This is a genomic window from Mannheimia granulomatis (genome assembly GCF_013377255.1).
Classification (GTDB): domain Bacteria; phylum Pseudomonadota; class Gammaproteobacteria; order Enterobacterales; family Pasteurellaceae; genus Mannheimia; species Mannheimia granulomatis.
The window spans coordinates 2,051,516-2,068,541 of record NZ_CP016614.1 but is presented as its reverse complement, the minus strand read 5'-3'; the positions used below and the strand labels follow the sequence as shown (position 1 = coordinate 2,068,541).

The following is a 17,026-nucleotide window of genomic DNA, read 5'->3' as shown; positions in this document are numbered from 1 at the left end:
TAGAGATGTGATAAAAATTATACACATTCTTAACAAAAATGTGATCTATTTCACAAATTTAAAAATAGTATTAATTCTTATTTGTATTTTTTCGTAGAATAGCTGCACATTTCAAAATGTGTTACGAGGTATTAAATGATTATTGCATCAGCTAAAGATTATCAACGTGCGGCAAAACGTCGTGTTCCCCCTTTTATATTTCATTATGCAGATGGTGGCTCTTATGCGGAGCAAACGCTTCGTCGTAATGTAAGTGATTTAGAGAATATTGCATTACGCCAGCGTGTGCTAAAAGATATGTCCCAACTAGATACTGGCATTGAATTATTTGGTGAAAAACTTTCAATGCCGGTTACCCTTGCTCCGGTCGGCGCATTAGGTATGTATGCCCGCCGTGGAGAGGTGCAGGCTGCAAAAGCAGCAGATAATAAAGGCATTCCCTTTACTCTTTCGACTGTTTCTATTTGTCCGATTGAAGAAGTTGTACCGGCTATTAAACGCCCTATGTGGTTTCAGCTCTATGTGTTAAAAGATCGCGGTTTTATGAAAAATGCGTTAGAACGAGCTAAAGCTGCAGGCTGTTCTACATTGGTTTTCACCGTTGATATGCCAACTCCGGGAGCAAGATATCGTGATATGCACTCAGGCATGAGCGGACCATATAAAGACATTCGTCGAGTGTTACAAGCCATGCTTCATCCATTCTGGGCGTGGGATGTGGGTGTTCAAGGTAAGCCGCATACTTTGGGTAATATTTCAAAATATATGGGAAAACCGGTTGATCTAAATAATTACATTGGCTGGCTAACCGATAACTTCGATCCTTCAATTTCGTGGAAAGATTTAGAATGGATTCGTGAGTTTTGGGACGGTCCAATGGTTATCAAGGGAATTCTTGACCCGGAAGATGCCAAAGATGCAGTCCGTTTTGGTGCAGATGGTATTATTGTTTCTAACCATGGTGGACGACAACTCGATGGTGTTTTATCTTCCGCAAAAGCCTTGCCGGCCATTGCTGATGCAGTAAAAGGCGACATCAAAATCCTTGCCGATTCAGGTATTCGTAACGGCCTTGATGTGGTGCGAATGTTAGCACTAGGAGCAGATTGTACGATGATTGGGCGTGCTTTTGTTTATGCACTAGGGGCAGCAGGCCAAGCCGGCGTAGAAAACTTGTTGGATATTTTCTTAAAAGAAATAAAAGTCGCGATGACATTGACCAGCAACCAAAAAATCAGTGATATTACCCGTGATGTTTTAGTTGATCTCAGTAAAATCTAAATTTTTAGAAGGCTGCGTTTGCAGCCTTTTTATAAGTGATAATTTTGCAAAATTTTAGCAAAAAATGACCGCTTGTCGCTCTGCCAATGCTTAGCCAAATAATGCTCTTAGTCCACCGGTTGCAATAATCGCGACTAATACGGTGGTGAGTAGTGAATAACGGCTGGCGGCGAATAATGAGATAGCAAGAGCTGCCAGCTCAACAGGATTCTCTGCAACAAAACGAGGTGCAATAACTGAAATCAATACACAGCCTGGAGCAGCTTCCAGCACACTTATGGCTTTTTTGCTAAGGTTCATACGTTGTACCGCTAGAAACCCAAGAATGCGGGTAAGGTAAGTCACGCTTGCCATTAAGATAATTGTGATTACTGTCATTATTCGCGCCCCGCTAAAATATAAGCTGCGATCAAACCTGCTAGTGCGCCTAGTGGCACATGCCAACCTTTCGGCAGGAAGAGATAGGCTAATGCTGCTACAACCAAGCTGACTAACCATGGGAGAGCCTTTGCCCAACTTTTCCACATTCCTCTCATTAATACTAAAAAGATAGCAGGAAATGCCATATCAAAGCCATATTGAGTAATATCGCCAATATGGTTTCTCAGCAATGCCCCCAAATAGGGAAATAGCATCCAAATTGGGTAGAATACGGCGGTTAGACCAAGGTAGTAAGCAATAGAAAAGCGATTTCGTTTTTGAGCATCATTTAGCCCCATAGCCCAGTTTTCATCACACATAAAAAACAGTAGCCCGAGTGATTTCCGTTTCGGTAAATGACGGAAATGTGACACCAGAGTTGCCCCCATAAGAAGATGTCTGCTATTTACCAATAATGTCATCGCTAAAATCAGCAGTAAATTAGGCGGAGACGTCCAAACTTCAACAGCGGCAAATTCAGAGCCACCGGCAAAGTTCAAACCGGTCATTAATGGAACCTGCCAGTCCTCAAATCCTTTTTCTGCTGCCTGTGCTCCAAGTAGCAATCCTACCGGAAAATAGCCAAGCATCACTGGCACAGCATCTCTGTTACCGCGTAAAAAATCATTTTGATAATCCATGTTTACCTCAAATCTATTACTGCTACTTTAGCGGATAAATAGCGAATGTGCTTCATTAAATTGATTAAGAGAGGCGAAAAAGGCGACTAATAAGGTCGCCTTTGTTTACAAGCGGTCTATTTTTCCGCATTTTTTGCAAATTACATTGCCGTTAAATCAATGTTTTTGGTCTCTTTCGATGCCCAAAGTGCGATGATGGTAATAACTGCATTGATTGCCAAATAAATCCCAACACCGATAATTCCATAAGCCGCGTTGATTTTAATCGCAAAGGTTGCTGCAACAGTCGCGCCCACGATAGAAGCGAAGTTATACGCCAATGATGCCCCTGAGTAACGCACTTCGGTTGGGAATAATTCAGGCAGTAACGCTGCCATCGGGCCGAAGGTGAAGCCCATTAAAATCATACCGACAACCAAGAAACCGAATACCGTCCAAGGTGTACCGTTATCAAGGAAGAATGGCATACATAAGCCGAACACGCCAATCGCTGCGGTGACCAGTAATAAGAATTTACGGCGACCCATTTTATCGGCATAAATACCTGAAATGCTGGTGAAGATACCGAACACAATCGCACTTAATAACAGTAAGCCTGTGAACACGTTTGGCTCAATGCCTAAACCCATGGCGTGACCTGCTTCTGACAGTTTCGCCGGTGTGCGTGAGTACACTTGGGCGAATGCCGTCATAATGTAGAACAACACGTAGGTGGCAGTCATAATGAACGTCCCTAGAATCAGCGGTTTTAAGTGGTGTTTGAACACGGCACTCACCGGTGCTTTTTGGGTTTTGCCTTTCTCTTCCGCTTCACGGAAAACGTGGCTTTCATGCAGGGTTAAACGCACCCATAAGCCGACCGCAACTAATACGATGGACGAGATAAACGGAATACGCCATGCCCATTCTACTAAGGCTTCTTTACCCAGCGTATAGCTCACCAGGAAGAATGCCCCGTTTGCCAAGAACAAGCCGATGGGGGCACCGAGTTGAGGGAATGTGCCGTACCACGCACGTTTGCCTTCCGGTGCGTTTTCGGTGGCAACCAGAGCCGCACCGCCCCATTCACCGCCTAAGCCTAAGCCTTGACCGACACGGCATAAGCAGAGCAGCACGGTTGCCCAAATGCCGATGTCCGCATAGGTTGGCAGCAAGCCGATGGTCACGGTTGAACCGCCCATCAATAATAAAGAAGCGACAAGCGTTTTCTTACGCCCGATTTTATCGCCGAAGTGACCGAACAATGCCGAGCCGATTGGACGGGCAAAGAAGGCTAATGCGAGAGTAGAAAGTGAAAGTAACTCATCTGAAACCGGATCGCCGCTTTTAAAGAATTGCGTGTTGAACACCAATACGGCCGCCGCCGCATAAATATAGTAGTCGAAAAATTCAATCGCCGTGCCGATCATTGAGGCGATTGCCACTTTTTTCGGATCGTTGCGAAGTGTATGTGTTGTGTTTGTCATCTATAAAATACCGTTTTAATAAGAAAGGATTGCAAAATATCATTTATAAAAAAATGAAACAAGCTATTGGAGTCAATGTTTTTATCTATTATTTTTTATTAAATTCTTTAATTTTTCTTTATTTTAGTTTTTTATACTAAAATTAGGGTAATTTTATTCAGAGTTAAAAAGTCAATTTTTGCTTTGTAAAAATAAAATTTTTCTAACAATATTTGATTTGTCTGTATAATAAATAGGCAAATAAGTTATTGTTTTTATACCTTTCTACTCTGGATATAAAGCAAAGATATTGAAAGTAATTCTGTGCTCATAGTAAACAATCACAAGCGGTCGGAATTTTCTGTTATTTTGCAAATACAGGCGGTTTTTATATTAAGCTAAAACCATTATAATTTGATGGAATTAATGGGAGAACCAGAGTGAAATTTACGCAAAAATTAAAACAAACAACGGTATTGATGGCGGCGACTATATTGTCTGCCTGTAGCTTGGTAATGTATAAACCGATTGGTACGATTAATCAGGTGAACCTTGATAAGGGATATCGGCAAAAAAACGTGATTGCTGAAAGTGCGAAAGATGGCAATCTGGTCATTATGATGTTTTCCGGCGGTGGTACGCGGGCAGCTTCCTTGGGTTATGGGGTGTTGGAACAACTGAAAAACGTTAAGGTAAAAACGAGCAGCAAAGGGGATACGTTGCTGGAGAATATTGATATTGTGTATGGCGTGTCCGGCGGTTCGGTGTTGGCAGCTTATTTTGCCTTGGAAGGTAAAGACGTGATTCCGAAATTTGCCAACCGTTTTTTAAAGCAGAATTTTCAGAAAGATATTATTGCAGAAGCTTTTTCACTCTCCAACTTACCTCGTCTAAGTTCGCCACAATTCGGACGGGGTGATTTATTGCAGGAACGGCTGAATTTTACTCTCTATCGAGGGAAAACGTTTGGAGAGTTGGTTAAAAACCGCAAAGGGCCTTTTGCAATTATCAGTGCGACGGATATGAATATCGGTCAGAAATTCACTTTCACTCAAGAAACCTTTGATGGCTTATGTCTTAACTTAAATGATTTGGAGATTGCACGGGCGGTAGCGGCATCCAGTTCCGTCCCACTGATTTTTTCCCCGCTAACGCTAAATAATAATGGCGATAATTGTAATTTTACCATGCCGAAAGAATTTGCCGTGCGTGAAGAGATGGTAGATGGGTTGGTAGTAAAAAATATTGAAGAAACCAAGCATATTTTGAATCTTTATCAAGATAGCAAAGAGCGCCCGTTTATCCATTTAGTGGATGGTGGGTTAACCGATAATCTGGGCTTAGCGAGTGTATTGGATATTTCCGATGTGATTGGGGTTGATGAGGTATATAAAAGAGCCGTTCAATTAGGGGTGAAAAATGTCGTTGTGATAAATGTCAATGCACAAAATGAAGTAGTGAGCGAGATGGATAAGTCGGCGAATATTCCGGGCTTGACTGATGTAGTTAATACCATTATTAACGTGCCGATTGATAAAACCACTCAAATTACGCTTCATCGTTACCGTCAATTTACCGATCAATGGAATGAATATGCCGATAAACAGGCAAATAAGATAGAAATGCACTTTGTCAATTTAGGACTAAAAGCCTTACCGGATGGCGAGTTAAAACAAGATGTGCTGAATATCGGGACCTCGTTTTACTTACCGGAAACAGATGTAGATAAGTTACGCAAGGCTGCCCGTATTTTACTAGCGCAATCAGAGGAATATAAGCAGGCATTAAAAGCATTGCAATAAAAGTAAAATTCCCTCTTTGCTGGATGAAGAGGGAATATGAGGTTAAATGTTTAGAGTGAGCTGCCACTTAAATTGTGTTTTATTTAAGCGGTAAGGTATTTTTAGGCTTGGACCACAAGAGTTGGAGCCGATGCCGCTCATTTTGTAATCCAGACATAAAATGGTTGAGCCGCTTTCTTCCAAATCATAGTTATGGGTTTTGGTCGTTAACTCTTCCTGTGTGTAAGGTGATAAATTAAAGCTAAATGGCTGCTCTGCGGTAATAGTTAAGCCTTTTAATTTCACATAATGCGTACCGAAATGGCTGCCGTTTTCCTGAGGTTTTAAATAATTTACGTGGTTTTGTTTGGCGGTAGTTTGGTAAATACCGAGTTTTGCCAGATTGTGTTTATCCACATAGCTTTCTTGTTCACCATAGCCAAAATATTCCAGACTGTCATTTGCTTTGTTTAAGAAAAAGCGTAAGCCAAAGCGAGGTAAAAACGGCAAGTGCGTTGGGCGTTTGGCTTGTACTTTGATCTCTATCTCACCATTTGGTTGAATATGGTATATCACATCAAGGGTTAAAATTCGGCTTTGAGAGGTGGCGACAATGCCACATTCAGCTTTGATCGTTACCCCATTTTCATCTTGGCTAAGAGAGGTTTGATAGGCTCGGGTGTAGCATTTATCATAGCCGGCTTTCTGCCAAAATTCGCGGATTAAACGGTCGTTATCGGTTGGGGCTCGCCAAATGTTAAAATCAAGAGGCTGTTCAATAATCGCTTTACCCTCTTTTTCGATATGGCTAAAAATGCCTTTGAGTTTATCGAAGGTATAGCTAAATTGTCCGTTTTTAATCAGCCAATGATTTGCAAAATTTTCCACAGAAATGACCGCTTGTTCACGTGTTTGGAATGGTGGCTTTACCCTGTTTTCGGCAAGCGTAATTTGCTCAAAGCCCAAATGATGACCTTTCGCTAACAACGCGGAATCGGCATTTAAGCGATAATCTAAGGTTAAAAGTTGTAATGTGCCGTTAGGCTGTGGCAGTTCCAAATCCAAACAAGCGGTTTGATTTGGCTCACAATTTACCAATACATTTCCTTCAGCAGTTGGCACACCGTTTTCGCTGAATTGATAATGCACAGTCAGATAATCGGCAAGATTGGTGAAATCCAAATAGTTTTTCAGCCAAATTTTGCCCTCTTTTAAGCAGGCTCGGGCTGGGCGGTTGACGTTTTTCAGCTCAAGCAAATTGCTATGCGGAATACGGTTTGGGGAAACTAAGCCATCCATACAAAAATTGCCATCATGCGGGGTTTCACCAAAATCGCCACCGTAGCCAAATTTATCCGAATCAGGCAGATAAGGGGCATGGTCGCACCATTCCCACACAAAGCCGCCACAAGAGCCGGCGTAGTGTTGGAAGGTGTGGAAGTAATCCTCTAGATCGCCACAAGAATTGCCCATAGCGTGCGAATATTCACACAGCAAAAACGGTTTTTGGTTTTGGGGAGAGGAAAAATAATCATCTAATCGCTCGGTGCTTGGGTACATTTCGCTGTATAAATCCAAGTTGGACAGGTCGTTTTGATATTGTGAATGCTGATAAATCGAGCCTTCATAATGAGTTAAGCGGCTCGGATCCCTCTGTTTGACCCACAATGCTGCCGCCTCAAAATTCTCGCCAAATCCGGACTCGTTGCCAAGCGACCAAATCACTACTGATGTGCGGTTTTTATCTCGTTCAACATTCGCCTCGGTGCGGTCTAAAATCGCTTTTTTGAACAGCGGATCTCTTGCAAAATAACAGAAATTATTGACCGCTTGTTGGCGGATTTCTTCTTGTTTATTCGGGTTTGGCACATTGAGGAAAATACTGTTTTCCGGGCTTTCGATATAGACGGCGCTTGAGCCGTGAGACTCAATATCGCTTTCGGCAATTACATAAAAGCCAAGCCGGTCGCACAGTTCGGTAAACCATGGCGAATTGGGGTAGTGTGCGGTGCGAATGGCGTTGATGTTATGGGCTTTCATGAGTTTTAAATCCACCATCGCTTGATCTCGGTTAATAGCGTAACCGGTTTTCGGATCGGAGTCGTGGCGATTTACCCCTTTGAATTTAATCGGCTTTTGGTTAAACAGCAGTACGCCGTTTTGTACTTCGATTTTTCTAAAACCGATTTTCTGTTCAATCACTTCCTCTTGGTAGTGAAGTTGTAGCGTGTAAAGTTTCGGATCTTCCGCATTCCAGAGCTGTAAATTGCAAATTTCTTGGCAAAAACGACCGCTTGTTTGTTCCGCCAATAAGTTGTTTTGCGGATCAAATAGTTGGAAATGAACCGGTTCAGGCTTGCTTGAAAAGCTAGTTTCAACGATGAAATTGGCTTGCGTTAAATCGTCATTGAGCTGATATTGAATAAAGAAATCTTGCAGATAATTTTGTTCTCTTTCTAAAATGTACACATCACGAAAAATGCCGGACATTCTGAATTTATCTTGATCTTCCAAATAACTGCCGTCACACCATTTCAATACCACAACTGCCAGGCGGTTACTGCCGTGCTGTAGTTGTTCGGTAATATCAAATTCATTGGTGCTGTGGCTGATTTGCCCGTAGCCGATAAATTGTCCGTTCAAATAGACAAACAAGCAGGAATCCACTCCCTCAAAATTCAGCAAATAGCGTTTGTTTGGTTTCGGTTGGAAGTTGATTTCACGCAAATAAACCCCGCACGGATTTTGCTGCGGCACATAAGGCGGATCAAAGGGAATCGGGTAGTTGATGTTGGTATATTGATGAGCATCAAAGCCTTGCGTTTGCCAGTTAGACGGCACAGGAATTTTATGAGCGAAATCGGTTGTTAAAAAATCCTCAGGTAAATCGTGATGGCTCGCATAAAAATTAAAATTCCACTCGCCGTTGAGTGAGGTGAAATAAGCGGATTCTTCCCGAGTCAGTTGATTTGGCGTTTGCCCTTTGGCAAAAGGGATAAAGTAAGCATGATGAGGCGTGGTGTTAAGGTGTAACAGGTTTGGATCTTGATAATAATTTGGTAATGACATAATAGCCTCTTGGTTGAAATGCTGCATTGTCATACCTTAATCCAGTTATAAAATTGGGCAATCAATAATATTTAGAATTGTGAGAGGGATCACAAAAAATAAACTGCAATCACATTTTGGAGCGCTTCCAAATTATGATTGCAGTTTAATTATCTTGATGAATTTTCTATTGTACTAATTAATCTACTAACTTCACCGGATATAAGTAAGTGTATCCAAACGGACTTTGTTTATAACCTTGAACACGCTTGCTGGTTGGGGCAAAGTTAATTGAGTGAGCCACGTTAATCCACGGTGCTTGTTCTCTTAAAATTACTTGAGCTTGCTCGTAGAGCTTGGTCCGTTCTGCTTTGTCTGATGAACCTAATGCTTTTTCTAACAGCGCATCTAATTCAGCATTAGTGAAGCGAGCATAGTTACTGTTACCGATATTTGCTGTGCCGAAGAGTGGTGATAAGAAGTTATCCGGATCACCATTATCACCAGACCAGCCGTAAGTTCCCGCCGTTAATTCCCCGGCTTTGGTACGTTTAACATAATCACCCCATTCGTAAGTGACTAATTTTGCTTTTACACCAATTTTTGCCCAGTCTGCTTGGATGATTTCCGACATACGGCGAGGGTTTGGGTTAGACGCACGAACAACCGGTTGTACCCATAATTCGGTTTCAAAACCGTTCGGGTAGCCGGCTTCAGCCAATAACTGTTTTGCTTTCTCAATATTAAATTCAGATTCCGCTAGCTCATTGTTATAGCCCCAAATTGTTGGTGGAAGCGGGTTTTTCGCAGCAAAGCCATTACCTTGATAAACTACATCAATAATTGCTTTTTTATCTACCGCTAAATTTAACGCTTGGCGAACTTTCACATTATTAAAGGGTGCTTTTTCGGTATTGAGCGCTACATAAGCAATGTTTAAGCCCGGCTGTGATAATAGATTTACTTTCGGATCGTTTTTCATTTTTTCAATGTCGGTCGCATTTGGGAAATCCATTAAATCACATTGACCGGATTGTAATTTTGCATAACGGGTCGTGGCATCCGGTACGATCTCGAAAATCAAACGATCAATATCCGGCTTACCTTTCCAGTAATCCTTGTTTGCTACATAGCGGCTGGCTTGATCTAGCACGTAACCGTTAAATACAAATGGACCTGTACCGATTGGAGCCGTATCGACTGCTTCCGGTGTGCCGGCTTTCATCATTTTATCCGCATATTCTGCTGAGTAAATAGAAGTGAAATCCATACCTAGGCTCGATAAGAATGAAGCATCACGCTTAGTTAGCGTAAAACGAACTGTATTGTCATCAACTTTTTCAACTGATTTCAATAAAGTTGGGAATTTCATCGCATTGAAATACGGATAAGTCCCCTTTGAAACAGCATGATACGGATGGTTCTTATCTAACTGGCGGTTAAATGAGAATACGACATCATCAGCATTTAATTCACGGCTTGGAGTAAAGTCTTTGTTGGTATGGAATTTCACTCCTTGACGCAATTTGAAAGTGTAAGTTAAACCATCTTCACTGATTTCCCAGCTTTCCGCCAAAGCAGGCTCAATTTCAGTGGTGCCGGGAACAAATTCTACTAAGCGGTTATAAATTTGTTGCGAGCTGGCATTATAAGATAAGCCATCCATCACTAAAACTGGGCTAAAGCCTGTTGGAGAGCGGCTTACACAGTTTACAAAAGTTTTTTCTGCTTGCGGTTTAGCGGCATTAGCAGATTTATTTTCGCTGCTTTTATCATCACAAGCAGCCAATGCTAACGTAGCCATTACTGCTGCGCTGATTTTAGTTAAAGTTAACAATTTCATATTTTCTCCGATTAATTTGAGCGGCAATTACGCAAGATTACTGCTTCTGGTGGCAAGAGTAAAGAACAAAACATTACTTTGATATAACCCAAAAGGATAAAAAAGCATGCTGGGAGCTTTTTAGCCGCGCAATTGGTTATTCTGCTCTTAATGAAATTTCTCCGATACCAAAATTCTGAATGATATCACCTTGCTTTAACATCAATTCACCTTGCTCATTAATACCGAGTGAGATGCCGTGTATTTCATCCGCCTCAGTAATGAGTTTTACCGCTTTGTTGTGAAAGATATCAAATGCTTGCCAGCGTTCTGCATAGTGGGAAAAGCCGACAAGCGGGTAAATTTTCAGATTTTTTTGCAATTCGTGGGCTAAATGGCATACAAGCTGATTTCGGTCGAAATGATATTGTGATAAATCTGCCCATGCTTGGGTGACAACGTTTTTATCCACTTGTGTCATACCTAAATTCAAGCCAATGCCGATGACTAAATCCAAGCTTAAGCGGTTTGCTTTCGTTTCCAACAAAATACCGCCCATTTTTTTGCCTTTATAGTAAATATCATTCGGCCATTTAATTTGGATATCTTCTACCTCCTGAGCCTGTAAGCTCTCGGCAATAATTAAGGCCACGACTAAGCTAAGTGGCGGCAGATTAGCAGCATCTTCCATTGAGTAGTGCCATAAAATTGAAAAATAGAGATTTTCACTTTCAGGTGAATACCAACTTCTACCGCGTCTGCCACGACCGGCAGTCTGCTTTTCGGCTAAACAAATTGAGCCGTTTTCTAACACTTTATGGTGTTTTAGTAGGTATTCATTTGTCGAATCAATTTCATCAAACACAATCGCTTGTCCACAAATCAATGCGGATTGAATTTGAGCTTGGTTCAGTTTCATCTCTACTCCTTTGTTAGCGCGTGATCTGCTCGCTATCGACTTCACCTTTTCTGCCTATAAAACGAACTTCAGGTTGAATGTCAACACCGAATTTTTCTCGAACTTTATGGCGGACTGTTTTAGCCAGCGCTGCTACATCTGCTCCAGTTGCATCGGTTTTGTTTATCAGCACTAATGCTTGTTGGGTATGCACGGCAGCCCCCCCGATTTGGAAACCTTTTAATTCAGTTTGATCAATAAGCCAGCCTGCGGCTAATTTTACGCTGCCGTCTGCTTGTGGATAATGTGGGATAGTTGGGAATTTAGCTTGTACTTTTGCAAATTGCGCTTGTGAAATTACCGGATTTTTAAAGAAACTGCCGGCATTACCAAATTCATCAGGATTTGGTAATTTGGAGGAGCGCACCGCACAGACTTCATCAAAAATCTGCTTTGGTGTAACGGTTTTCGGATCAAATTGGGTTAGAGAGCCATAACTTAAAATCGGCTGCCATGCTTTTGCCAGCTTTAAGCCAACTGAAATAATCGCAAATCCATCACGATATTGATGCTTAAATACACTTTCACGGTAGCCAAATTCGCATTCGACTTTATTTAGCGTAAAACGCTCGCCGGAACGCAAATTCAAGACCTCTACAAAGTCGCATACCCGCTCAAACTCCATGCCATAGGCGCCGATGTTCTGAATTGGGGCTGAGCCTGCAACACCGGGAATTAAGGCTAAGTTCTCAAGCCCTGCAATGTTTTGGTTTAATGTCCATTTCACCAGTTCATGCCAGTTTTCGCCACCTTGAACGTGTAGGTAGTGAAAATGCTCATCTTCCCGATACGCAATGCCTTTAAGTTTATTGACGAGTACCACGCCGTCAAAATCTTCTAAGAATAAGACATTGGAGCCTTGTCCAAGAATTAAAGTGGGCTGCTTTGCTGCATCTGCTTTTTGCCATTCGCTTAGTAGCTGTGCTACGCTGCTAAATTCAATGATCTGAGTAGCTTTTGAGGGTAAATGGAAAGTGTGAAAAGGGGTTAAACTGTAGTTCATAATTTAAATTCGACTTTGGTAGATAGATTGGAGAAGTTTACCATAAACAAGCGGTCATATTTTTAGTGAGTTTTGCAAAACTCCGAAAAAATATGACCGCTTACAAGAAATAGAGAGCGAATTTATCTGGCGCCGAACACGACAATCGTTTTGCCGTGGGCAGAAATCAGCCCTTCATCTTCTAACATTTTCAGAATACGCCCGACCGTTTCACGAGAGCAGCCAACCATCTGCCCAATTTCTTGACGGGTAATTTTGATCTGCATACCTTGTGGATGGGTCATGGCATCGGGCATTTTAGCTAGGTTGAGCAATGTCTGAGCAATGCGACCGGCAACATCTAAGAAAGCTAAATTACCCACTTGGCGGGATGTCTGACGTAAACGGCGTGCCATTTGTGCCGATAAATACATTAAAATATCAGGATTTAAATGGACTAACTGTTTGAATTTTTTATAAGAAATTTCAGCAATCTCACATGGGCCTTTAGTGCGGACAAAGGCAGTACGCTGTTGCACTTTCTCTTCAAATAAGCTTAACTCACCAACAAATTCACCTGTTCCTAAATTAGTAAGTAGCATCTCTTTAGTTTCATCATCTTTGATATAAACCGCAACAGAGCCGTTTACAATATAAAACAGAGATTGAGCATCTTCACCGGCATGAATAAGTGTGTATTTCGCTGGATAGCGATGGATATGGCAATGCGTTAAAAACCACTCAACTGCCGGATCGTGAATCGAGGGAGGTGGTGTTACATTTTCAAGTGGTGCAGTTGAGAGCGTCATATCTTGCATAATATTCCCTATAAATCATTTATAGTTAGTTAAATTTTTGAAATTTTAGCACGAAATAAAGCGTTAACCCAAAAAAGATTTTTTCTCTTTAATATCAAGGCTTTCGTGTAATTCAGACCAGACAATCACGACTTTATCTGCCTTTAATTGTGCTAACAAATTCTCTCTTTTTTCTGCTAAAGAGAGTTCTTTTTCGCCATAATCTGTGCCTTCTCGTAAAATGAAAGAATCTAAAATATTATTTAAAGTAGATTCTTCGAGTTCTTGCCAAGGAATTATCATAATTAATCAAATAAAGGTTTAATAAATGCCCACTGTTTTTCAAAATGTTGATGTTGGTTATAGCTAAAATTAGAACGAACCAGACGTAAAAATTGTCCTTCGCAGAAATTTACTAAATAGCCTGCCAGCGCTCGTTCATCTTCAAAGCTTTTACGCTCACGTAGTTTGCTCAGTTGCAAAATATTGGCAAATTGTAACTCTAAATTATCGAAAAATTTGGCAACTCTCGCTTTTAATAAATCGTCTTCAAACATTAATGCGTGTCCTGTCAGAATCCGAGTGACCCCCGGGTTTTTACGGGCAAATTCTAAGATTGCATAAAGAATGGCTCGTACGGAATTCGCACTGCTGGCTTGCCGTTTGTTTGCATGGATGTAATGGGTCAAGGTTTGCTCAATTTTTTCAATTAAGGCTTCAAACATCTTGGTTTTACTTGGGAAGTAGCGATACAACGCACCTTCCGACACTCCAACCGCAGCAGCTAAACGCTCGGTAGTAACACGCTGCATGCCTTCTTCAGAATTTAATAATCCGATTAACACCTCTAGAACTTGTTGTTGGCGTTCAACTACGGATTTTTTCGGCATTTTAATTTTAGGTTCTGTCATTTATATTCCCGATTACTGTTTACCAGAATGCCCGAAACCGCCTTCGCCACGCTCGGTTTTCTCAAAACTTTCTACAATGTTGAAACTGGCTTGGACTACCGGCACAAAGACTAATTGAGCGATACGGTCTCCCACATTCACAGTGAAATCTGTTTGGCTGCGGTTCCAAAGTGAAACCATAAGCGGACCTTGATAATCACTGTCTATCAAACCCACTAAGTTGCCCAACACAATCCCGTTTTTATGACCTAAGCCTGATCTTGGTAAGATCACTGCCGCTAAATTCTGATCGGCAATATAAATCGAAATTCCCGTTGGGATCAGCACTGTTTCTCCTGCTTTAACTGTAAGTGGATCGTTGATTAGCGCCCGCAAATCAAGCCCTGCTGAGCCTTCTGTGGCATACGCCGGCAGAGGAAATTCATTGCCAATGCGGCTGTCTAAAATTTTTAAATCGATCTGTTTCATTGTTTGTCCTTTTGTAAAATTTTGTTCATTTTTGACCGCTTGCAAGCGGTCAGTTTTTGCCGATTTTTTGCAATACATCAGCCTGAATGCTGCTGTTTAAAAATATATTTCTGTTGTTCAATTTCCGCCACCAGCTCCGCCTCACTCGGCAAATAATGCACATATTTACTCGCAAACAGCTGCGGGTTTTGGTGTAGTACTGAGTATTTCGCCACCACGCTGTCGGTTTCGGTGCAGAGCAGCAAGCCGATAGTGGGATTGTCGCCCGTTTGACGGTGCAAATCGTCGTACATTCGCACATACATATCCAACTGCCCGATGTCTTGATGGGTAAGTTTATCGGTTTTGAGTTCCACAATCACAAAGCATTTTAAGATGTAGTTATAAAACACCAAATCGATGAAAAAATCGCTGGTTTCGGTGCGAATGTGTTGCTGGCGCGCTACAAACGCAAAGCCTTTGCCAAGTTCCAACATAAATTGCTGCAAATTATCGATTAACGCCTTTTCCAGATCCGCTTCGCTGTATGCCATTGAAGCCGGCAAATTCAGAAACTCCAACACGGTCGGGCTTTTGATGAAATCTGAGGCTTGCAGCGTGGCGGTTTTCTCTTTCATCTCCTGCTCAACCAAGGCTTTGTCTTGGCTGGCCAGCAGGCGGTCGTAGTAGAGCGTAGAGATATTGCGATCCAGCGTGCGCACCGACCAGCTATTCTCCGCCGCTTCTTTTAAATAGTAATGGCGGGCTTGCGGGTTGGTGACTTTTAAGACACGTTGGAAATGAGTCCACGTCAATTTGGAAATCATCGATTTCCACATGTTGAGATCAGTAAATTCAAGGTAAAACTGGCGGAAATTACGCAAATTTCGTTCAGTAAATCCTTTGCCAAATTCGGCAGTTAATTCTGCCGAGAGATTTTTGATGATCTCCTTGCCATACTCCGCACGGCTCTGGCCGTTCTGTTCTTCCTGCACAATTCGCTCACCGATTTTCCAATAGGCTTCGACCATTGCGGCATTGACCGCCTGATATGCCTTTTGGCGGGCTTGGCTTAAAATCTGTTTGATCTCTTGAATATAGTGGTTGGAAGCTAACATTTTCGCTCCTTAACGCTGACAAGCGGTTATTTTTCTGTGTTTTTTTGCAATTGCCCAAATGGTGTTACGGTTTCTTGACGGATTACGCGTTTTTTGGGCGTTTTGTCACTAGAATGCTGCGTGACTTGCTCATAGCTCAAATGCCACTCGTAATATGGCTTGCCAACATCACGATAGCGAATTTTTAGCACGGTGTCGTCAGTGTCGTGGCATTGGTGCAACTTTTGCAGATCTTCCTCTTGAAAACAGGCTCGAATCATTTCGCCCTCGTGGAACGAAACGGCTTGTATCGCAAGTTGATAACTGTTATCGGGGTTAATTTGAATAAAATCGGCAACACTGCTATGCCGCCCACCACCCGAGTACATTTCAGACCAGACTTTCTGCAACACAATCGCCCTCTTGCCCTCGGCTAACGGATAGAGAGCCGGTGCAATGCGATAATGCGGATTAGGATCTTCCAATACACCAGCTTCGCCGGCACGGTGTTCATAACCCGTAAAATCCCAACGGTTTTTGAGTTTATAGCCGTCTTTTTTCGGAAAATAGGCAAACTGCGGCGTATCATCACTCAAATAGTAATCGCCATTTTGAGCTTGGAATACCTCCACTAGCTCACCGCATTTTAGTAGTTGGGCACAGAGCGTTGCTCTTGTCTTATCATTTATTGTGAGCAATTTCATGGTTTGGGCTTTAATAGGCGTATTTGCCAGCACACTTGATGACAGAATAAGTAGCGACAAGCCGATGATTTTTTTCATTTATGAAACTCCGTGTGTAATACAAGCGGTTATTTTTCTGCTGTTTTTTGCAAATTGTGCCACGCGTCGATCATCTCCTTCATTTTAGGAGATCCGGCTTTAAAATTTTCATTAAAGCCACAACCAAATTCAGGCGAAACCTCAAAGTTGTGCGGATTAAAGTGCCAGTTTGTATTGTCTCTCACACGAAAGGCAAGATCATAGCCGCATTCACGCCATAGCTCAAAAAAGCGGTGGGAGGGCTTAATCTCTGCCTCCCAAATCGGGCGAATAGTGAGATGCGTAGTGTAATCGACGAAGTCTGTTACGGGCATCTCACCCCACTTCAACGGTTCGGTAATCAGCAAATGAATACTTGTAACCGCACTCTCTTTTAGCGGTTTTTCTTGCGTATATTGAGCCTTGGTTTTATTGCCATCGTAGAAAATGGTGGTCTCCACTGGCAAGGGTAGATGCTTGGCGATCATCGGCTCGGTCGTGATAAATTTGGGGGTTGGATCGGCTTTGCCTAAACTTTGCCCAAACTGGTATAAAAATACACTGACAGCAACTGCTGCCAACGTAAAAATAACGCACAGAGCTATCACTATTTTTTTCGCCATTTAAATCCCTAC

At 42.1% G+C, this 17,026-nt stretch carries 16 protein-coding genes; 2 read left to right on the top strand and 14 right to left on the bottom strand.

Annotated elements, in window-relative coordinates; translation table 11 throughout:
• Positions 1 to 135: 135 nt before the first annotated feature.
• Positions 136 to 1,281, top strand: a complete 1,146-nt coding sequence (gene lldD / locus A6B41_RS09760) for an FMN-dependent L-lactate dehydrogenase LldD (protein ID WP_027073662.1) — start codon at positions 136 to 138, stop codon at positions 1,279 to 1,281.
• A gap of 90 nt (positions 1,282 to 1,371) precedes the next feature.
• Here lldD and A6B41_RS09755 read toward each other — a convergent pair whose 3' ends face one another.
• The 3 genes from A6B41_RS09755 to A6B41_RS09745 all read right to left on the bottom strand — a co-directional run bounded on the left by A6B41_RS09755 (position 1,372) and on the right by A6B41_RS09745 (position 3,808).
• Positions 1,372 to 1,659: an AzlD family protein gene (locus A6B41_RS09755; protein ID WP_027073663.1), complete on the bottom strand. Its 288-nt coding sequence runs from the start codon at positions 1,657 to 1,659 to the stop codon at positions 1,372 to 1,374.
• Positions 1,659 to 2,342: an AzlC family ABC transporter permease gene (locus A6B41_RS09750; protein WP_027073664.1), complete on the bottom strand. Its 684-nt coding sequence runs from the start codon at positions 2,340 to 2,342 to the stop codon at positions 1,659 to 1,661. Before A6B41_RS09750 ends, A6B41_RS09755 begins: the two co-directional genes overlap by 1 nt.
• A gap of 140 nt (positions 2,343 to 2,482) precedes the next feature.
• Positions 2,483 to 3,808 (bottom strand): MFS transporter, encoded by a 1,326-nt coding sequence (locus A6B41_RS09745; protein WP_027073665.1) that lies wholly within the window; start codon positions 3,806 to 3,808, stop codon positions 2,483 to 2,485.
• Positions 3,809 to 4,227: 419 nt separating this feature from the next.
• Here A6B41_RS09745 and A6B41_RS09740 point away from each other — a divergent pair, with 419 nt between their 5' ends.
• The gene (locus A6B41_RS09740; RefSeq protein WP_027073666.1) at positions 4,228 to 5,589 is read left to right on the top strand and encodes a patatin-like phospholipase family protein; all 1,362 of its coding nucleotides are present in this window, start codon (positions 4,228 to 4,230) and stop codon (positions 5,587 to 5,589) included.
• A gap of 42 nt (positions 5,590 to 5,631) precedes the next feature.
• On the opposite strand, the gene A6B41_RS09735 is transcribed toward A6B41_RS09740, so the two are convergent.
• From A6B41_RS09735 to A6B41_RS09685, 11 genes are all read right to left on the bottom strand, one after another.
• Positions 5,632 to 8,637 carry a glycoside hydrolase family 2 TIM barrel-domain containing protein gene (locus A6B41_RS09735; RefSeq protein ID WP_027073667.1) on the bottom strand — a complete coding sequence of 1,002 codons (3,006 nt, stop codon included), beginning with the start codon at positions 8,635 to 8,637 and terminating at the stop codon, positions 5,632 to 5,634.
• A 178-nt stretch (positions 8,638 to 8,815) separates the two neighbouring features.
• On the bottom strand, positions 8,816 to 10,459 hold the full coding sequence (locus tag A6B41_RS09730) for an ABC transporter substrate-binding protein (protein WP_027073668.1): 1,644 nt from the start codon (positions 10,457 to 10,459) through the stop codon (positions 8,816 to 8,818).
• 136 nt (positions 10,460 to 10,595) lie between these two features.
• Positions 10,596 to 11,357, bottom strand: coding sequence for a biotin--[acetyl-CoA-carboxylase] ligase (locus A6B41_RS09725; RefSeq protein WP_027073669.1), 762 nt, complete (start codon positions 11,355 to 11,357; stop codon positions 10,596 to 10,598).
• A 13-nt stretch (positions 11,358 to 11,370) separates the two neighbouring features.
• On the bottom strand, positions 11,371 to 12,399 hold the full coding sequence (gene murB / locus A6B41_RS09720) for a UDP-N-acetylmuramate dehydrogenase (protein ID WP_027073670.1): 1,029 nt from the start codon (positions 12,397 to 12,399) through the stop codon (positions 11,371 to 11,373).
• Positions 12,400 to 12,521: 122 nt separating this feature from the next.
• Positions 12,522 to 13,196: a cAMP-activated global transcriptional regulator CRP gene (gene crp, locus A6B41_RS09715; RefSeq protein WP_027073671.1), complete on the bottom strand. Its 675-nt coding sequence runs from the start codon at positions 13,194 to 13,196 to the stop codon at positions 12,522 to 12,524.
• 63 nt (positions 13,197 to 13,259) lie between these two features.
• Positions 13,260 to 13,478 carry a YheU family protein gene (locus A6B41_RS09710; RefSeq protein WP_027073672.1) on the bottom strand — a complete coding sequence of 73 codons (219 nt, stop codon included), beginning with the start codon at positions 13,476 to 13,478 and terminating at the stop codon, positions 13,260 to 13,262.
• Between the two features lie 2 nt (positions 13,479 to 13,480).
• Positions 13,481 to 14,086, bottom strand: coding sequence for a nucleoid occlusion factor SlmA (gene slmA, locus A6B41_RS09705; protein WP_027073673.1), 606 nt, complete (start codon positions 14,084 to 14,086; stop codon positions 13,481 to 13,483).
• A 12-nt stretch (positions 14,087 to 14,098) separates the two neighbouring features.
• Entirely contained in the window at positions 14,099 to 14,554 is a 456-nt protein-coding gene (dut, locus tag A6B41_RS09700) for a dUTP diphosphatase (RefSeq protein WP_027073674.1), read from the bottom strand.
• A 77-nt stretch (positions 14,555 to 14,631) separates the two neighbouring features.
• Positions 14,632 to 15,651, bottom strand: coding sequence for a PDDEXK nuclease domain-containing protein (locus A6B41_RS09695; RefSeq protein WP_027073675.1), 1,020 nt, complete (start codon positions 15,649 to 15,651; stop codon positions 14,632 to 14,634).
• A gap of 26 nt (positions 15,652 to 15,677) precedes the next feature.
• Positions 15,678 to 16,412 (bottom strand): hypothetical protein, encoded by a 735-nt coding sequence (locus A6B41_RS09690; protein WP_027073676.1) that lies wholly within the window; start codon positions 16,410 to 16,412, stop codon positions 15,678 to 15,680.
• Positions 16,413 to 16,441: 29 nt separating this feature from the next.
• Positions 16,442 to 17,014 carry a hypothetical protein gene (locus A6B41_RS09685; RefSeq protein WP_027073677.1) on the bottom strand — a complete coding sequence of 191 codons (573 nt, stop codon included), beginning with the start codon at positions 17,012 to 17,014 and terminating at the stop codon, positions 16,442 to 16,444.
• Positions 17,015 to 17,026 lie beyond the last annotated feature (12 nt).